The 15,656-nt window shown below is 63.9% G+C and carries 14 protein-coding genes and 2 riboswitches; of the genes, 4 read left to right on the top strand and 10 right to left on the bottom strand.

Features of this window, described 5'->3' with window-relative positions; all coding sequences use genetic code 11:
• Positions 1-153 precede the first annotated feature (153 nt).
• From CTA01S_RS15200 to CTA01S_RS15225, 6 genes are all read right to left on the bottom strand, one after another.
• On the bottom strand, positions 154-1,545 hold the full coding sequence (locus tag CTA01S_RS15200; protein ID WP_062196731.1) for an L-serine ammonia-lyase: 1,392 nt from the start codon (positions 1,543-1,545) through the stop codon (positions 154-156).
• 24 nt (positions 1,546-1,569) lie between these two features.
• Positions 1,570-2,619, bottom strand: a complete 1,050-nt coding sequence (locus CTA01S_RS15205) for a threonine aldolase family protein (protein ID WP_026330083.1) — start codon at positions 2,617-2,619, stop codon at positions 1,570-1,572.
• 7 nt (positions 2,620-2,626) lie between these two features.
• A complete protein-coding gene (gene gcvP / locus CTA01S_RS15210) occupies positions 2,627-5,521 on the bottom strand; it encodes an aminomethyl-transferring glycine dehydrogenase (RefSeq protein WP_062196732.1) in 2,895 nt (964 codons plus the stop codon).
• Positions 5,522-5,592: 71 nt separating this feature from the next.
• Positions 5,593-5,970: a glycine cleavage system protein GcvH gene (gcvH, locus tag CTA01S_RS15215; RefSeq protein WP_019560334.1), complete on the bottom strand. Its 378-nt coding sequence runs from the start codon at positions 5,968-5,970 to the stop codon at positions 5,593-5,595.
• A 37-nt stretch (positions 5,971-6,007) separates the two neighbouring features.
• Positions 6,008-7,132 carry a glycine cleavage system aminomethyltransferase GcvT gene (gene gcvT / locus CTA01S_RS15220; protein ID WP_062196738.1) on the bottom strand — a complete coding sequence of 375 codons (1,125 nt, stop codon included), beginning with the start codon at positions 7,130-7,132 and terminating at the stop codon, positions 6,008-6,010.
• 57 nt (positions 7,133-7,189) lie between these two features.
• Positions 7,190-7,310, bottom strand: a riboswitch (glycine riboswitch).
• 10 nt (positions 7,311-7,320) lie between these two features.
• A riboswitch (glycine riboswitch) is annotated at positions 7,321-7,412 on the bottom strand.
• A 73-nt stretch (positions 7,413-7,485) separates the two neighbouring features.
• A complete protein-coding gene (locus CTA01S_RS15225) occupies positions 7,486-9,171 on the bottom strand; it encodes an electron transfer flavoprotein-ubiquinone oxidoreductase (protein ID WP_062196733.1) in 1,686 nt (561 codons plus the stop codon).
• Between the two features lie 254 nt (positions 9,172-9,425).
• Between CTA01S_RS15225 and CTA01S_RS15230 the strand changes: the two genes are divergently transcribed.
• Complete coding sequence (locus tag CTA01S_RS15230; RefSeq protein ID WP_019560331.1) at positions 9,426-10,208, top strand: SDR family oxidoreductase; 783 nt, start codon at positions 9,426-9,428, stop codon at positions 10,206-10,208.
• A gap of 15 nt (positions 10,209-10,223) precedes the next feature.
• Positions 10,224-10,643: an acyl-CoA thioesterase gene (locus tag CTA01S_RS15235; protein WP_019560330.1), complete on the top strand. Its 420-nt coding sequence runs from the start codon at positions 10,224-10,226 to the stop codon at positions 10,641-10,643.
• A 35-nt stretch (positions 10,644-10,678) separates the two neighbouring features.
• Here the strand turns inward: CTA01S_RS15235 and CTA01S_RS15240 are convergent, their stop codons facing one another.
• Both CTA01S_RS15240 and CTA01S_RS15245 read right to left on the bottom strand, forming a co-directional pair.
• Positions 10,679-11,683: a glycosyltransferase family 4 protein gene (locus CTA01S_RS15240; RefSeq protein WP_062196734.1), complete on the bottom strand. Its 1,005-nt coding sequence runs from the start codon at positions 11,681-11,683 to the stop codon at positions 10,679-10,681.
• Between the two features lie 92 nt (positions 11,684-11,775).
• Positions 11,776-12,345 (bottom strand): LuxR C-terminal-related transcriptional regulator, encoded by a 570-nt coding sequence (locus CTA01S_RS15245; RefSeq protein WP_062196735.1) that lies wholly within the window; start codon positions 12,343-12,345, stop codon positions 11,776-11,778.
• A gap of 93 nt (positions 12,346-12,438) precedes the next feature.
• On the opposite strand from CTA01S_RS15245, the gene CTA01S_RS15250 reads away from it, so the two are divergent.
• Together CTA01S_RS15250 and CTA01S_RS15255 are read left to right on the top strand one after the other, a co-directional pair.
• Positions 12,439-13,140, top strand: coding sequence for a CoA transferase subunit A (locus CTA01S_RS15250; RefSeq protein WP_019560327.1), 702 nt, complete (start codon positions 12,439-12,441; stop codon positions 13,138-13,140).
• A 12-nt stretch (positions 13,141-13,152) separates the two neighbouring features.
• A complete protein-coding gene (locus CTA01S_RS15255) occupies positions 13,153-13,797 on the top strand; it encodes a 3-oxoacid CoA-transferase subunit B (protein ID WP_019560326.1) in 645 nt (214 codons plus the stop codon).
• A gap of 55 nt (positions 13,798-13,852) precedes the next feature.
• On the opposite strand, the gene CTA01S_RS15260 is transcribed toward CTA01S_RS15255, so the two are convergent.
• Together CTA01S_RS15260 and aat are read right to left on the bottom strand one after the other, a co-directional pair.
• Positions 13,853-14,596: an arginyltransferase gene (locus CTA01S_RS15260; protein WP_062196736.1), complete on the bottom strand. Its 744-nt coding sequence runs from the start codon at positions 14,594-14,596 to the stop codon at positions 13,853-13,855.
• Complete coding sequence (gene aat, locus CTA01S_RS15265; RefSeq protein ID WP_062196737.1) at positions 14,593-15,399, bottom strand: leucyl/phenylalanyl-tRNA--protein transferase; 807 nt, start codon at positions 15,397-15,399, stop codon at positions 14,593-14,595. Before aat ends, CTA01S_RS15260 begins: the two co-directional genes overlap by 4 nt.
• Positions 15,400-15,656 lie beyond the last annotated feature (257 nt).

A 15,656-nucleotide genomic window follows, 5' to 3' on the forward strand; every position in this document is an offset into this window, starting at 1 on the left:
TTTTGCAGGGCCGACTAACAAGAGTCGCATGCCGGAAGCTTAACGCGAAATTACAAAAAACCCACCCTGGGGCTTGCACTATGGAAGGGCCGGGCTGCCGCGCCCCTCGAGGGGGCAGGGCCCATTCACCACGGCGGGGCTGCCTGGCGGGCCTCAGCACTCGACGATGTTCACGGCCAGCCCGCCCCGGGCGGTTTCCTTGTACTTGGTCTTCATGTCCGCGCCGGTTTCGCGCATGGTTTTGATGACCTGGTCGAGACTCACGTGATGGACCCCGTCGCCGCGCAGGGCCATGCGCGCGGCATTGATCGCTTTGACCGAGGCGATCGCATTGCGTTCGATGCAAGGGATTTGGACCAGTCCGCCCACGGGGTCGCAGGTCAGGCCGAGGTGATGTTCCATGCCGATCTCCGCGGCGTTTTCCACCTGCGCTGGGGTGCCACCCAAGACCGCACAGAGCGCACCGGCGGCCATCGAGCAGGCCACGCCCACCTCGCCCTGACAACCCACCTCGGCACCGCTGATCGAGGCGTTTTCCTTGTAAAGAATACCGATCGCCCCGGCGGTGAGCAGGAAGTCGATCACACCGGCCTCGGTGGCGCCTGGGACGAAGCGTGTGTAGTAGTGCAGCACGGCGGGCACGATGCCTGCTGCGCCGTTGGTGGGCGCCGTCACCACGCGACCGCCGGCCGCGTTTTCCTCGTTGACGGCCAGCGCATAGAGGTTGACCCAGTCCATCACCTGCAAGGGATCTCGCAGGGCGGCTTCCGGATGGGCCGTGAGCGAGCGATACAACGCCGCGGCGCGCCGGCGCACCTTGTAGCCGCCGGGCAGCGTGCCTTCGGCCTGACAGCCGCGCTTCACGCAATCTTGCATCACGCCCCAGAGGTGCAACAGCCCTGCATCGATCTGGGCATCGCTGCGCCAGTGACGCTCGTTCACACGCATCACGCCGGCGATGGACAAGCCCTCGCGTCGGGTCAGCGCCAGCAGTTCGGCTGCGCTGTGGAAGGGCAGGGGCAGCACGGTGGTGTCCGGCGCGATGCGCTTTTGACGGCTGCCGTCGGCGGCCACGTCTTCGCTGACCACGAAGCCCCCTCCTACCGAGTAATAAATGCGCGCAGCCAGCTCGGTGCCGCTGGCGTCGTAGGCCAGGAAGCGCATGCCGTTGGCATGAAACGGCAGGCTCTGCCGGCGCAGGAAGACCAGGTCCTCGGCTTCGTCCAACGTGATGGGATGCGTGCCTCCCAGCACGAGCTTGCGCTCCAGGCGGATGGCCGCCAGCATCGAGGGCACCTGGTCCACGTCCACGGTATCGGGCTCGTGGCCGGCCAGCCCCAGCAGCACGGCTTTGTCGCTGCCGTGGCCCTTGCCCGTGGCCCCCAGCGAGCCGTACAACTCGCAGCGCACGCGTGCAACGGCATCGAGCCTGCCCTCCTGCCGCAACCGCTCGATGAACATCCGTGCCGCACGCATCGGGCCCACGGTGTGCGAGCTCGACGGGCCGATGCCCACCTTGAACAGGTCGAAGACCGAGACGGCCATGGTCGGGTTGCGGCAGGGGGAAGGTCAGACCTGGCAGAGCTGCCGCACATCGGCGGCAAAGGCATCCACCGCTTCGGTCGTGGTGTCCCAGGCACACATCAGGCGGCAACCACCACCGGCGATGAACTGGTAAAACTTCCAGCCCTTCGCGTACAAGCCCTCGATCACCGGCGCTGGCAGCTGGACGAACACCGAGTTGGCCTGCGGTGGATGCAGCACTTGCACGCCGGGAACGTCCCGGATGGCCTCGTACAGGCGTTGCGCCATGGCGTTGGCGTGTCGGGCATTGCGCAGCCACACGTCGTTTTCCAGCAGTCCCACCCAAGGTGCCGAGATGAAGCGCATTTTCGAAGCCAGTTGGCCGGCCTGCTTGACACGATAGGCGAAGTCCTCGGACAGCTCTCGGTCGAAAAACACCACGGCTTCGCCAATGGGCAGGCCATTCTTGGTGCCACCGAAGCACAGCACGTCCACCCCCGCGCGCCAAGTGATCTCGCTGGGGTGGCAGCCCAAGGCGGCCACCGCATTGGCAAAGCGTGCGCCATCCATGTGCAGCTTGAGCTTGCGCCGCTTGGCGATGGCCGAGATCGCGCGCACCTCTTCCACGGTGTAGACCGTGCCCAATTCGGTGGCTTGCGTCAGGCTGACCACCTTGGGTTTGGGGTAATGGATGTCACTGCGCTTGGTCACCAACTGCTCGACCGCGTCGGGCGTGAGCTTGCCCAGGCGCGCCGACGGGCTTTCACCTTCGGCCAGCAGCAGCTTGGATCCGTTGGAGAAAAACTCCGGCCCGCCGCATTCATCGGTTTCGATGTGGGCCACCGGTGTGCATATCACCGAGTGGTAACTCTGGCACATCGCGGCCAAGGCCAACGAATTGGCCGCCGTGCCATTGAAGACGAAATAAACGTCGCAGTCGGTTTGGAAGAGCTCGCGGATCTTGTCCGTGGAGCGCTGGGTCCAGATGTCCTCGCCGTAGCCGGGCTGGTGTCCGCTCGCATTGGCCTGCATGAACCAGTGCGTGGCTTCCGGGCACATCCCTGCATAGTTATCGCTGGCGAATTGCTGTTTCATGACGGCGTTATCGGTACTCGCTCAACGGCACGCAGCTGCAAAACAGATTGCGATCGCCATAGACATTGTCCACCCGACCCACCGGCGACCAATATTTCTGCCGACGCAGGCGCGCCAGCGGGTAGGCGGCCTCTTCGCGGGTGTAGGGGTGGTGCCACTCGGCTTTGAGCAGACTCTCGGCCGTGTGCGGCGCGTTCTTCAGCGGGTTGTCGTCGCGCGGCCATTCACCCCGCTCGACTCTGGCGATCTCCTCACGGATGGCCAGCATCGCTTCGACGAAGCGATCCAGCTCGGCCAGCGACTCGCTCTCGGTGGGCTCGACCATCAACGTGCCGGCCACCGGAAAACTCAGTGTGGGCGCATGAAAGCCATAGTCGATCAAGCGCTTGGCCACGTCCTCGGCGGTGATGCCGGAGGTTTCCTTCAGCGGGCGCAAATCCAGAATGCACTCATGGGCCACGCCCCCTCCCTTGATGCCCGGCACATTGCTGCTGAAATGCAGTTCGTAGGCGCCATCCAAACGTGCGGCGATGTAGTTGGCATTCAGGATGGCCGTCTCGGTGGCAGCCTTCAGGCCTTCGGCGCCCATCATGCGCATGTACATCCAGGAGATCGGCAGCACGGCCGCATTGCCCAAGGGAGCGGCGCTGACGGCCCCCACCTGCGACTCGTGCCCCAGGCCTGCGCTGCGGTGCGCCGGCAGGAAGGGCACCAGGTCGGCCACCACGCACACCGGGCCCACGCCGGGGCCGCCGCCGCCATGCGGAATGCAGAACGTCTTGTGCAAATTCAGGTGGCTCACATCGCCGCCGAACTCGCCCGGGGCGGCCACGCCGACCAGGGCATTCATGTTGGCACCGTCCACATAGACGCGTCCGCCATGGGCATGCACCAACTCGCACAGCTCCTTGACCCGTGTTTCGAAGACCCCGTAGGTCGAAGGGTAGGTGATCATCACGCAGGCCAGGCGCTCGCTGTACTGCTCGCACTTGGCTCGTAGATCGTCCAGATCCACATTGCCGTCGGCGTCACACCGGGTGACCACGACCTGCATGCCCGCCATCTGGGCCGAGGCCGGATTGGTGCCATGGGCCGATTCCGGAATCAGGCACACATTGCGGTGTCCCTGGCCACGCGCCTCGTGGTAGGCCCGGATGATCAACAGCCCAGCATATTCGCCTTGCGAGCCGGCGTTGGGTTGCAAGCTGATACCGGCATAGCCCGTGGCTTGGCTCAGCCAGTGGCACAACTGCTCATTCAATAGCGCGTAGCCCTGGAGCTGGTCTTGCGGCGCAAAGGGGTGGATCTGCGCGAACTCCGGCCAGGTGATGGGAATCATCTCGCTGGTGGCATTGAGCTTCATCGTGCACGAACCCAAGGGGATCATCGTGCGATCCAGCGCCAAATCTTTGTCCGCCAGGCTGCGCAAGTAACGCAGCATTTCCGTCTCGGAGTGATGCGTGTTGAACACCGGGTGCGTCAGGTAGGGGCTGGTGCGGCGCAGCGCCTCTGGGATGAGCGCCGCGACCCCTTTTTCGACCGTGTCCCAAGCCGGCAGAGGACGGCCCTGGGCGAAAACCTGCCACAAGTCCTGCACATGCTCGCGTGTCGTGGTTTCGTCCAGCGAGATGCCAATGGTCGTTGGGCTGGCGCGGCGCAGGTTCATGCCGGCGGCCACGGCCGCGGCCATCAAGGCTTCCGTGTGCTCTCCAGTGCGCACCTCCAAGGTATCGAAGGCCGTCTCGTGCGTGAGGGCCCAGCCCAGGCTGGCCAGACCCTGGGCCAGCACGGCGGTGTAGCTGGCCACCCGCTGCGCGATGCGCTTGAGGCCCTGGGGGCCGTGATAGACCGCATACATGCTGGCCACCACGGCCGGCAGCACCTGGGCCGTGCAAATGTTGGACGTGGCCTTCTCGCGGCGGATGTGTTGCTCGCGGGTTTGCAGCGCCAACCGATAGGCCGGATGGCCATGAGCGTCCACGCTCACGCCCACCAGCCGGCCCGGCAGAGATCGCTTGAACTCGTCGCGCGTGGCCATGTAGGCGGCATGCGGTCCGCCGTTGCCCATGGGCATGCCAAAGCGCTGCGTCGTGCCCACCACGATGTCGGCGCCTTGTTCGCCCGGTGGCGTGAGCAGCGTCAGGGCCAGCAAGTCGGCTGCCACGACGGCCAAGGCCCCGCGGGCATGGACCGCATCGATCAGCGGGCGCAGATCGATGATGCGTCCGGTCACGCCGGGATACTGAAACAGCGCGGCGAAGCAGTCCGTCTGGGCGGCCTGCTCGGCCGCACCGGTGACCACCGTCAGACCCAGCGGCCGCGCGCGCGTGCGCACCACCTCCAAAGTCTGTGGCAGAACGTCTTCGGCAACGAAAAAGACGGTGCTCTTGCTCTTGCCCACCCGGGCGGCCAGCGTCATCGCTTCGGCGGCGGCGGTGGCCTCGTCCAGCATCGAGGCATTGGCAATGGCCATGCCCGTCAGGTCGCACACCATGGTCTGGAAGTTCACCAGAGCTTCCATGCGCCCTTGCGAAATCTCGGCCTGGTACGGGGTATACGCCGTGTACCACGCGGGGTTTTCCAGCACGTTGCGCAAAATGACCGCCGGCGTGTGCGTGTTGTAGTAGCCCTGGCCGATGTGGCTGCGCAGCACCCGGTTGCGCGCGGCGATGGCCTTGAGCTCCTCGAGGGCGCGAGCCTCCGGCACGGGTGCCGGCAGTTTCATCGGGGTGCTGCGGCGGATGCTGCTGGGCACCAAGGCATCCATCAGTGCTTCGCGGGAGGCTGCGCCGATGGCCGACAGCATGGCTCGTTCATCGGCGGCATCGATGCCGATGTGGCGGGCCACGAATTCATCGTGAGCTTCGAGGTCGCTCAAAGGGGTGAGGGCAGACATGAGCATGGCGTTGGGGCGAAGAAAGTCACGCGCCGGCGGTGCCTGCGCAGGCCGATGGCCGCCGGCGAAGGCAGCGCTCAGGTGTTTTTGAGGAGGGCGTCGTAGGCCGGCGCGTCCAACAGGGCATCGAACTCGGCCAAATCACTCAGCTTGATCTTGAAGAACCAGCCCTTACCCAGAGGATCGGAATTGGCCAGCGATGGATCGGCCCGCAGGTCCTCATTGACCTCGAGAACGCGACCGCTGACTGGCGCATAGACATCGGCGGCGGCCTTTACCGATTCCACCACACCAGCCACCTCGCCTTTCTTGAACTCGGCCCCCACGGCGGGCAGGTCGACGAAGACCACATCCCCCAGCGCATCCTGCGCATGGGCGGTGATGCCGACGGTGGCCACGCCTTCGTCGCCATCGAGTTCAATCCATTCATGGTCGGGGGTGTACTTGACGGTCATGCAGAACTCCTCGGAGGAATGAAATGGAGCAAGTGGATCAGCGGTGGTAGCGGTGCGGCACGAAGGGCAGGGGCGTCACGCGCATCGGGAGCGTCTTCTCACGCACCACGGCATGCACGATGGCGCCGGTGGCTGCATGGTTCACGGGCAAATAGCCCATCGCGATGGGCACGCCCAAGGTAGGACTGACGGTGCCGCTGGTGACGTGCCCGGCATTGTGCCGGGCCGCATCGAGCAGCTTGGCCCCTTCGCGCACCGGGGTCCGCTCCAGGCCCACCAGGCCCACGCGCTTGACCAAGGCCCCCTGAGCCAGTTGAGACTCGATCGTCTGGGCGCCGGGGTAGCCGCCGGCACGCGCGCCGCCAGGGCGGCGTACCTTCGAGATCGCCCAGCTCAGCGCGGCTTGCACCGGCGTGGTATGCGGGTCGATGTCGTGACCGTGCAGGCACAGACCCGCCTCCAGCCGCAAGGTGTCGCGCGCGCCCAGACCGGCCAGCTTCACCTCGGGCTGCATCAGCAGCACGCGGGCCAGGGCCTCGGCGTCCTCGGCCGCCACCGAAATTTCGAAACCGTCCTCGCCGGTGTAACCCGAGCGGGTCACATAGCAGGTCTTGCCAGCGAGTGTGAAATGATCGCCGGTCATGAAGCTCAGCCGCTGCACGTCGGCATTCACACGGGCCAGGGCCTCCACGGCCAGCGGGCCCTGCAGGGCCAGCAGGGCCCGGTCGGGCAGAGACTGCACCGTGCAGCGGTGACCGATATGGGTGTTCAGATGCGCCAGGTCGGCTTGCTTGTTGGCCGCGTTGACCACCAGCAGCAGATCGTGTTCCCGGCGCGTGATCATCAGGTCATCGAGGATGCCGCCGCTGGCATTGGTAAAGAAGCCATAGCGTTGCTTGCCCACGGGCAGATCGACCACGTCCACCGGGACCAGCGTTTCCAGGGCGCGGGCGGCCTCTTCCCCGGACAAACGAATCTGCCCCATGTGAGACACGTCGAACAAGGCTGCACTTTGCCGACAGTGCCGGTGCTCGGCGATGATGCCCTCGTACTGCACCGGCATCTCGTAGCCGGCAAAAGGCACCATGCGGGCGCCATGCTCTCGGTGCAGGGCATACAGGGGCGTGCGCAGCAGCGCGGGCGTCGAGACTTGGGCGGACATGGCGATCTCCTGGGGCTGTGATGCGAACCCGCCGTCCCGACAATCGGTCCGGCACGTGCTGCCCTCGCTGTCCGCTTTACCTGAGAGATTGGCCGCCTGGCTGTTTCAGCCGCAGCGGCTTGCCCCTTCGGTGGGCTGGGTGACCACGGTCGCCCAGCCTCTCTCCAGTGAGGAACGCCTCGTCCACGAGGCGCTTGTCAGTCCTGGGTGCCTGAGCGTTCGGGCTTGCGCCCTGCGCCTTCGGCGGCCCCACCAGGGGGCTCTCTCCTGACAGATGTCAGTGTAATTCACCCGACAGAAAAATGGCGGCCTTGGCGCCGCCATTTTTTCCGTGACTTGGTCGACGCGGGGGATCACATGCCCGCATAGTTGGGCCCACCACCACCTTCCGGTGTGACCCAAACGATGTTTTGCGTCGGATCCTTGATGTCGCAGGTTTTGCAGTGCACGCAGTTCTGAGCGTTGATCTGCAGCCGGTCGCTGCCGTCCTCGTTCTTGACGAACTCGTACACGCCAGCGGGGCAGTAACGGCTCTCGGGCCCGGCAAACCGCGCCAGGTTGATCGCAACCGGCACGCTGGAGTCCTTGAGCGTCAAATGAGCCGGTTGGTTTTCTTCATGGTTGGTGTTGCTCACGAACACCGAGGACAGCCGGTCGAACGTGAGCTTGCCATCCGGCTTGGGGTAGACGATCTTCTCGCACTGGTCGGCCGGCTTCAGATACACGTGGTCGGGCTGATCGCGATGCAAAGTCCAAGGGGGGCTCTGAATCCCCAGCTTGGGCAGCAACCACTGCTCCACGCCGGTCATCAGCTTGCCCACCAGCGGTCCCTTCTTGAACCAATGCTTGAAGTTGCGTGACTGCTGCAACTCCTCATACAACCAGCTCTTTTCGAAGGCTTCGGGGTAGGCGCTCAGCTCGTCGCCCGAACGCCCGGCCGTGACGGCCTCGAACACAGCCTCCGCGCACAGCATGCCGCTCTTGATGGCGGCATGGCTGCCCTTGATGCGCGCCGCGTTCAAATAGCCCGCATCGCAGCCCACCAAGGCGCCGCCAGGAAACACGGTCTTGGGCAGGGCTTGGGGTGTGCCGTTGTTGATGGCACGAGCGCCATAACTCAAGCGCTTGCCACCTTCGATGTGCGCGCGGATGGCCGGGTGCGTCTTCCAGCGCTGCATCTCCTCGAAGGGGCTGAGCCAGGGATTCTGATAATCCAGCCCGATCACGAAACCCAACGTGACCTTGTTGTCTTCGAGGTGATAAAGGAAACCCCCGCCGAAGGTCTGATCATCCATGGGCCAGCCGGCCGTATGCACCACCAGGCCCGGCTTGGCTTTGGCCGGGTCGATCTCCCACAACTCCTTGATGCCAATGGCATAGGTCTGCGGATCCTTGCCCTCGTCGAGCTTGTAGCGAGCGATGAGCTGCTTGCCCAGATGCCCGCGTGCGCCCTCGGCGAAGATGGTGTATTTGCCGAGCAGTTCCATCCCCAGCTGGAAATGATCCGTGGGCTTGCCATCCTTGCCGATGCCCATATTGCCGGTGGCCACGCCGCGCACGCGGCCTTGCTCGTCATACAGGACTTCGGCCGCGGGGAACCCTGGAAAGATTTCCACCCCTAGGCTTTCGGCTTGCTCGGCCATCCATTTGACCACCTTGCCCAGCGAGATGACATAGCACCCCTTGTTGTGGAAGTTGCGTGGCACGAAAAAGTCTGGAATGCGCGTGCTACCGCTCTCGGTGAGCGTGAGCACATCATCGGCGGTGACTGGCTGGTTCAGCGGTGCGCCCAGCTCCTTCCAGTTCGGAAACAGCTCGTTCATCGCGCGAGGATCCATCACCGCGCCCGACAGAATATGGGCCCCTGGCTCCGAGCCTTTCTCCAGCACCACGACCGATATGTCCTGGTTCTTCTGGGCGGCCAGCTGCTTGATCCGGATGGCCGTGGCCAGCCCTGCAGGGCCGGCACCGACGATCACGACGTCATATTCCATGGATTCGCGCGGGCCGTACTGCTCCAGGATCTCTTGCGCAGTCATCGTGTCTTCCTCTTTGAATGGATAGGGGGTCGCCTGGGGGGATGCCGACGCGTCCACCCCGCATGACCAGGATTCTATCGGGTTGCGGCGGAAAATCGAACGATCGTTCGATTCGATGCTCGACAGTGCACTCTAGCGCAGGCGCTCGAGGCGCCGCTGTCGGCCGTGCGACAGGCTTGGACCGGCCTCGGGGTCTCGTTATGCTTGGGGTTCCCGGGTTTCGAGCCCGTTTCACACATTTCCGAGAGGCCCGCATGAGTTACAGCATCGACTTATCCGGCCGTGTGGCCTTGATCACCGGCGCATCCAGCGGTTTGGGCGAACAGTTCGCCCGCACTCTGGCTCGCGCCGGGGCAGCCGTCGTGCTCGCGGGCCGTCGGGTCGAGCGGCTCAAAACCCTGCGCTCGGAGATCGAGGCCCTGGGAGGAGATGCCCATGTGGTGGGCATGGATGTCACGGACACCGACAGCATCCGGTCGGCCGTGGCCCATGCCGAGACCGAGGTGGGGGCGATCGATATCCTGGTCAACAATTCTGGCGTGAGCACCACTCAGAAGCTGGTGGATGTCACGCCCGAAGACTACGACTACGTCTTCGACACCAACACCCGCGGGGCCTTTTTCGTGGCTCAAGAGGTCGGCAAGCGCATGCTGGCTCGCGCGCGCGGTGCTGCGCCAGGCACCTTCATCGGCGGCCGCATCGTCAACATCGCGTCCATGGCGGGCCTGCGGGTGCTCGGCCAGATCGGCGTGTATTGCATGAGCAAAGCGGCCGTCATCCACATGACTCGTGCGATGGCCTTGGAGTGGGGCAAGTACGGCATCAACGTCAATGCCATTTGTCCCGGGTACATCGACACCGAGATCAACCACCATCACTGGCAGACCGAACAAGGTCAAAAACTCATCGCAATGCTGCCGCGCAAACGCCTCGGTGAGCCCAAAGACCTGGATGCTTTGCTCGTGATGCTCTGCTCCAACGAAAGCCATTTCATCAATGGGGCCGTGATCGCCGCTGATGACGGTTTCGCCCTCTAAAGGATCGGCTCGGACATGCGTATCGACATCCCCGAGCACAAAAAGCTCGTCCATGAGATGCTGATTCCTATCCGCTGGGGCGACATGGACGCCATGGGTCATGTCAACAATGCTGCGTACTTTCGCTATCTCGAAACAGTGCGCATCGATTGGTTGCATCGGCTGGGCGGCGCGCCCGACCCCCGCGGCACGGGGCCGGTCATCGTCAATGCCTTTTGCAACTTTTATCGCCAGATCACCTTTCCAGGCACGTTGCTGGCCCGTCACTACGTGGCCAATCCTGGTCGCAGCAGCGTGGACACCTTCATCACGCTCGAGCGTACCGACTGCCCCGGCCAGATCGATGCGGCCGGAGGCGCGACCCTGGTGTGGGTGGACTTCCCGCGGCAGACCTCGGTGCCGATGCCGGACTGGCTGAGGGCAGCCGTCAGCTGAAGTCATGCATGCCTGCGACTGCGGGCTGCCAGCGACTACCTTGGCTCAAGCGGCTGCAGGGCGGCGACGAACTGTTCTGTTGCGGCGCGCCAGGAATAGCGGCGGGCATATTCGTGCACCGCTTCGCGTGGCAAGGCCAACGCGCGCAGGCACGCCGCGCGCAGATCGGTGTCGAGCACGCCACCGGCAGACTGGCCTACCACGTCGATCGGCCCCGGCGCTGGAAATGCCGCCACCGGTGTCCCGCAGGCCATGGCCTCGGCCATCACCAATCCGAAGGTATCGGTCAGACTGGGAAAGACCAATACATCGGCCGTGCGGTACAGCTGGGCCAGCGTCGGACCATCGAGGATTCCGAACCAACGCACCCCGGGGTACTGACTTTGCAGCCTGGCGCGCAGCGGCCCATCACCGGCCACCCACTTTGCGCCAGGAAGGTCCAGCCTCAGAAAGGCGTCGATGTTCTTTTCCACCGCCAGACGCCCGACATACAAAAAGACCGGCGCGGGTCCGCGCGGCAGCCGTGGACCCTGCGGCGTGAACATTGATGAGTCGACCCCCCGAGACCAGAGTCTGGCGTGGACGAAGCCGCGGGCGCGCAAGTCGGCCACGATGGTCGGGGTGGGCGCCAGCGTGGCCACCCCGGCGTTGTGGAAACGACGCAGTGCCGCGTAAGTCCAAGCCGGCGGCAGGCGCAGGCGCGCATGCACATATTCCGGGAAACGGCTGTGATAGGCGGTCGTGAATGGCCACCCGCGGTCCCGCAGCACGGCCCGCGCCTGCCATCCCAGCGGACCCTCGGTGGCCAGGTGAATGCAGTCCGGGCTCAAGGCATCGATCACAGTGGCCATGCGGCGGCGGGAGATCCACGCCAGGCGGATCTGCGGGTCAGTGGGGCACGGCACGGTGGGAAGCCCCTGCGCCGACAACACCTCCACCTCATGACCCAGGGCCAGCAGCTCGCGCCGGGTCATTTTCAGCGTTCGCACCACGCCATTGACCTGTGGTTCCCAGGCATCCGTGACGATGAGGATCTTCATGCACGCTCCGCGACGACGGCGACTCGATTGGAGACCATCGCCGTTGCACTGTCGTGACAGCGCGCGGAAGGACGATGACAGAAAAACGGGGTTTAGCCCCCCATGAGCTTTTGCACCAGCTCCGGTGTGGTATTGGCCCGGTACTTGCGCAGCAAGCGCGCTCGATAGATGTCCACGGTGCGGTGGCTCACTCCTAGAGCTTTACCGATTTGCTTGCTGGTCTGCCCTTCGATCAACAACGCGGCCACCTCCCGTTCGCGGCCGGTCAGCTCCAGCGTGACAAGCCGTTTGGATGACAGATCCTCGAAGGTCCAGATGCCCGCCGCATGCGGCGTGTCCCGATGGAAGGCTCGGCCGCTCACGTGGCACCAAAACAGCTCGCCCCGGGGATCCCCTGGTGATCGCTTCATGATTCGTTCATCGGCATAGCGTCCGCTTGCCCCGAGAATGGGCTCGATGCGACGTCCGGTGCGCTCGAATTCGTCGCGGCTGGGATAGAGCACCAGGAACGATTGCCCGATCAGCGCTTCACGCGAGGTGCGGAACATCTCGGCCAGCGCGTGATTGCAATCGACGATGATGCGATGGCGTGACAGCACCAGACCGACGGGAGCCATCTCGAATGCGGCACGGTAATCGATGGACGCAAGTGCGGGCATCATCACAAGCTCGAGGAGACTGCTTAGGCGATTCTACGTATTCAGATACGTAGTACGCTGTGGATTTGTCCCAACCCCCTTGCGAAGGAGACTCGCATGAACAAGATCTATCCCAGTGCGGCCGACGCGCTCAAAGGGATCGTCAAGGACGGCCAAATGCTGGCTGTCGGCGGCTTTGGCCTGTGTGGTATTCCCGAGGCCCTGATCGACGCGTTGCAGGCCAGCGGTGTGAAGAACCTCACCGTGATCTCCAACAACGCTGGCGTGGACGGCTTCGGCTTGGGCAAGCTGCTGGCCACGCGGCAGATCAAAAAGATGATCTCCAGCTATGTGGGCGAGAACAAGGAATTCGAGCGCCAGTACCTCAGCGGCGAACTCGAGCTGGAGTTCACCCCGCAAGGAACGCTGGCCGAGAAGCTGCGCGCTGGCGGGGCCGGCATCCCGGCCTTCTTCACCCGCACGGGAGTGGGCACCGTGGTGGCCGAAGGCAAGGAGGTCCGGGAATTCGATGGCATCAAGTACGTGATGGAGCGCTCGCTGGTGCCTGACGTCTCGCTCGTCAAAGCCTATATTGCCGACAAATGCGGCAACCTCGTGTTCCGCAAAACCGCCCGCAATTTCAACCCCAACGTGGCCATGGCCGGCAAGATCACCGTGGTCGAGGTCGAAAAAATCGTCGAAACCGGTGAGCTCGATCCCGATCAGATTCACCTGCCGGGCATCTTCGTGCACCGCATCGTACTGAACGCCAACCCCGAAAAACGCATCGAGCAGCGCACCGTGCGCGCTGCTGCTTGAAGGAGACTGCACATGGCTTGGAATCGTGACGAGATGGCGGCGCGCGCCGCCCGTGAGCTGCGTGACGGCTACTACGTCAACCTGGGCATCGGTTTGCCCACCCTGGTGGCCAACCACGTGCCCGCTGGCATGGAGGTTTGGCTGCAAAGCGAGAACGGTCTGCTGGGGATCGGCCCATTCCCCACGGAAGACGAAGTCGATCCGGACCTCATCAATGCCGGCAAGCAGACCGTCACCACCCTGCCGGGCTCATCGTTCTTCTCCTCGGCCGACTCCTTCGCGATGATCCGGGGAGGCAAGATCAACCTGGCCATCCTTGGGGCCATGCAAGTCAGTGAAAAAGGCGATCTGGCCAACTGGATGATCCCCGGCAAGATGGTCAAGGGCATGGGTGGCGCCATGGATTTGGTCGCCGGCGTGGGCCGTGTGGTCGTGCTGATGGAGCACTGCGCCAAAAATGGTGAGCACAAGCTGCTCAAGCAGTGCACCCTCCCACTCACCGGCGTCGGGGTGGTCCACCGCGTCATCACCGACTTGTGCGTCCTCGACATCACGCCCCAGGGTTTTTGCTGTGTCGAGCTTGCCCCCGGCGTCACCGAAGACGAGGTGCGGATGAAGACCGGTGCGCCGGTGGAATTCGCACTGGCGGCTGCCTGAGTCGCGGCGTTGGCGCCGAGGTCATCGCAGGGGCCCTTTGGGGCCCCTCGGTCGTTCAAGGGGCGGACGCGCCCTCGTCCGAGGGCCGCCATTGACCATCGATCAACAGCTCATGCGGGCGAAACTGCGCTTTGTAAGCCATCTTGCGGCTGTCCCGGATCCAGTAGCCAAGATAGACATGAGCCAGGCCGAGTTGGCGCGTTTGATCGATCTGCCACAGCACGTTGTAGGTGCCGTAGCTGCAGCCAGGCTCCGGCTCATAAAAGGTGTATACCGCCGACAGCCCGTCATTGAGCACATCGAGGATGGACACCATCTTCAGCTGGCCAGTCTGCGGATGCCGAAACTCCACGAGCCGAGAGTTCACCCGACTTTGGAGCAGGAATTGCGTGTACTGGTCCACACTGTCGTGGTCCATGCCGCCGCCGCTGTGACGGCCCGATTGGTAGCGCAGATAAAGCTGATAATGCTCCGGCACGAAACACAGTCGCAACACGCGCACTTCTAGCGAGGCGTGTTGACGCAGAGCCCGACGCTGACTGCGATTGGGTTGAAAGCGTTGCACCGGGATGCGCAGCGGCACGCAGGCACGGCAGCCGTCACAGTAAGGGCGGTAAGTGAACATCCCACTGCGGCGGAACCCCCGGGCCACCAGATCGGAATACGTATCGGTATGGATCAAGTGACTGGGCGTGGCCACTTGCGAGCGTGCCGACCTTCCCGGCAGATAGCTGCAAGGGTAAGGTGCAGTCGCATAGAACTGGAGCGACGCGAGCGGAAGTTCTTTGGGATGCGTCATGCGGACGGTGCGGACTGTGTCGAGGAAGGCACGCTCACGAGGTTGGCACGGTGCGGCAGGGCCTGCAGCTGATCCCACAGTTGCGGCTCGAAAGTCCAGCTGGCGGGAGCGGGCAAGGCGATGGCGCGCCGCACATGGGCCAGAAAACGAGCCCGCGGCACCTCATGTGCGCCCAGTGACGCCAAATGGTCTGTGCGCTGTTGGCAATCGATCATTTCGATGCCGTGATGCAAACAAAACGCCACGAGGGCTGCCAAAGCGATCTTGGAGGCATCGGTCTGCCAAGCAAACATCGACTCGCCAAAGAACATCCGACCCATGCCAATGCCGTACAGCCCCCCGACCAGCTCTCCATCGACCCAGGTCTCGAACGAGTGCACTTCTCCCAGACGATGCCAGCGCTCGTAAGCTTCCACCATCTCGGGCACGATCCAGGTGCCCGTTTGCCCGGCGCGGGGCGTTGCAGCGCAGGCCCGGATCACGCGCCCGAATGCCGAATCGATACGAATCTCGGCACGCGGATCTTGACGGAAACGTCGCAGCGTCTTGCGCAATGATCGCGACAACTTCAGGCGCGAGGTCTCGAGCACCATGCGCGGATCCGGGCTCCACCAAAGCACCGGTTGCCCCGCGCCATACCAGGGGAAAATTCCTCGGGCATAGGCTGCGCGCAGCCGCTGGGGGGACAGATCTCCGCCGGCGGCCAGCAAGCCTGGCGCCACCGAGTCCGGGCCCAGCGCCTCCTCGACCGCGGGAAAGTCGATCTCCCCGGGTTCCAACCACGCGATTGGCAAAGTGCTCATGCGTCAATGATGCAACGTCCTCCATTCTGTGCGCGAACTTGGCGACTGCGTGTGCCTCCCTGGCGATCGGTCCACCAGCGGATGGTCATGAGGGGCTTGACGCCGACTCGTAGTCGTGATTAAACTGCAAGGCTTCGCTGATCGACTTAGCGCAAAAGCTTCGGGTTTTCCGAAGTCTTGAAAGGCAAGAGTGGTGGTTGCTGCGAGTCAGCATGGCGGCCATAACAATTGCCCGAAGATAGTCTAAAGCGAGCAGC

Origin of the sequence: Caldimonas taiwanensis NBRC 104434 (genome assembly GCF_001592165.1) — a bacterium.
GTDB classification, from domain to species: Bacteria; Pseudomonadota; Gammaproteobacteria; order Burkholderiales; family Burkholderiaceae_C; genus Caldimonas; species Caldimonas manganoxidans.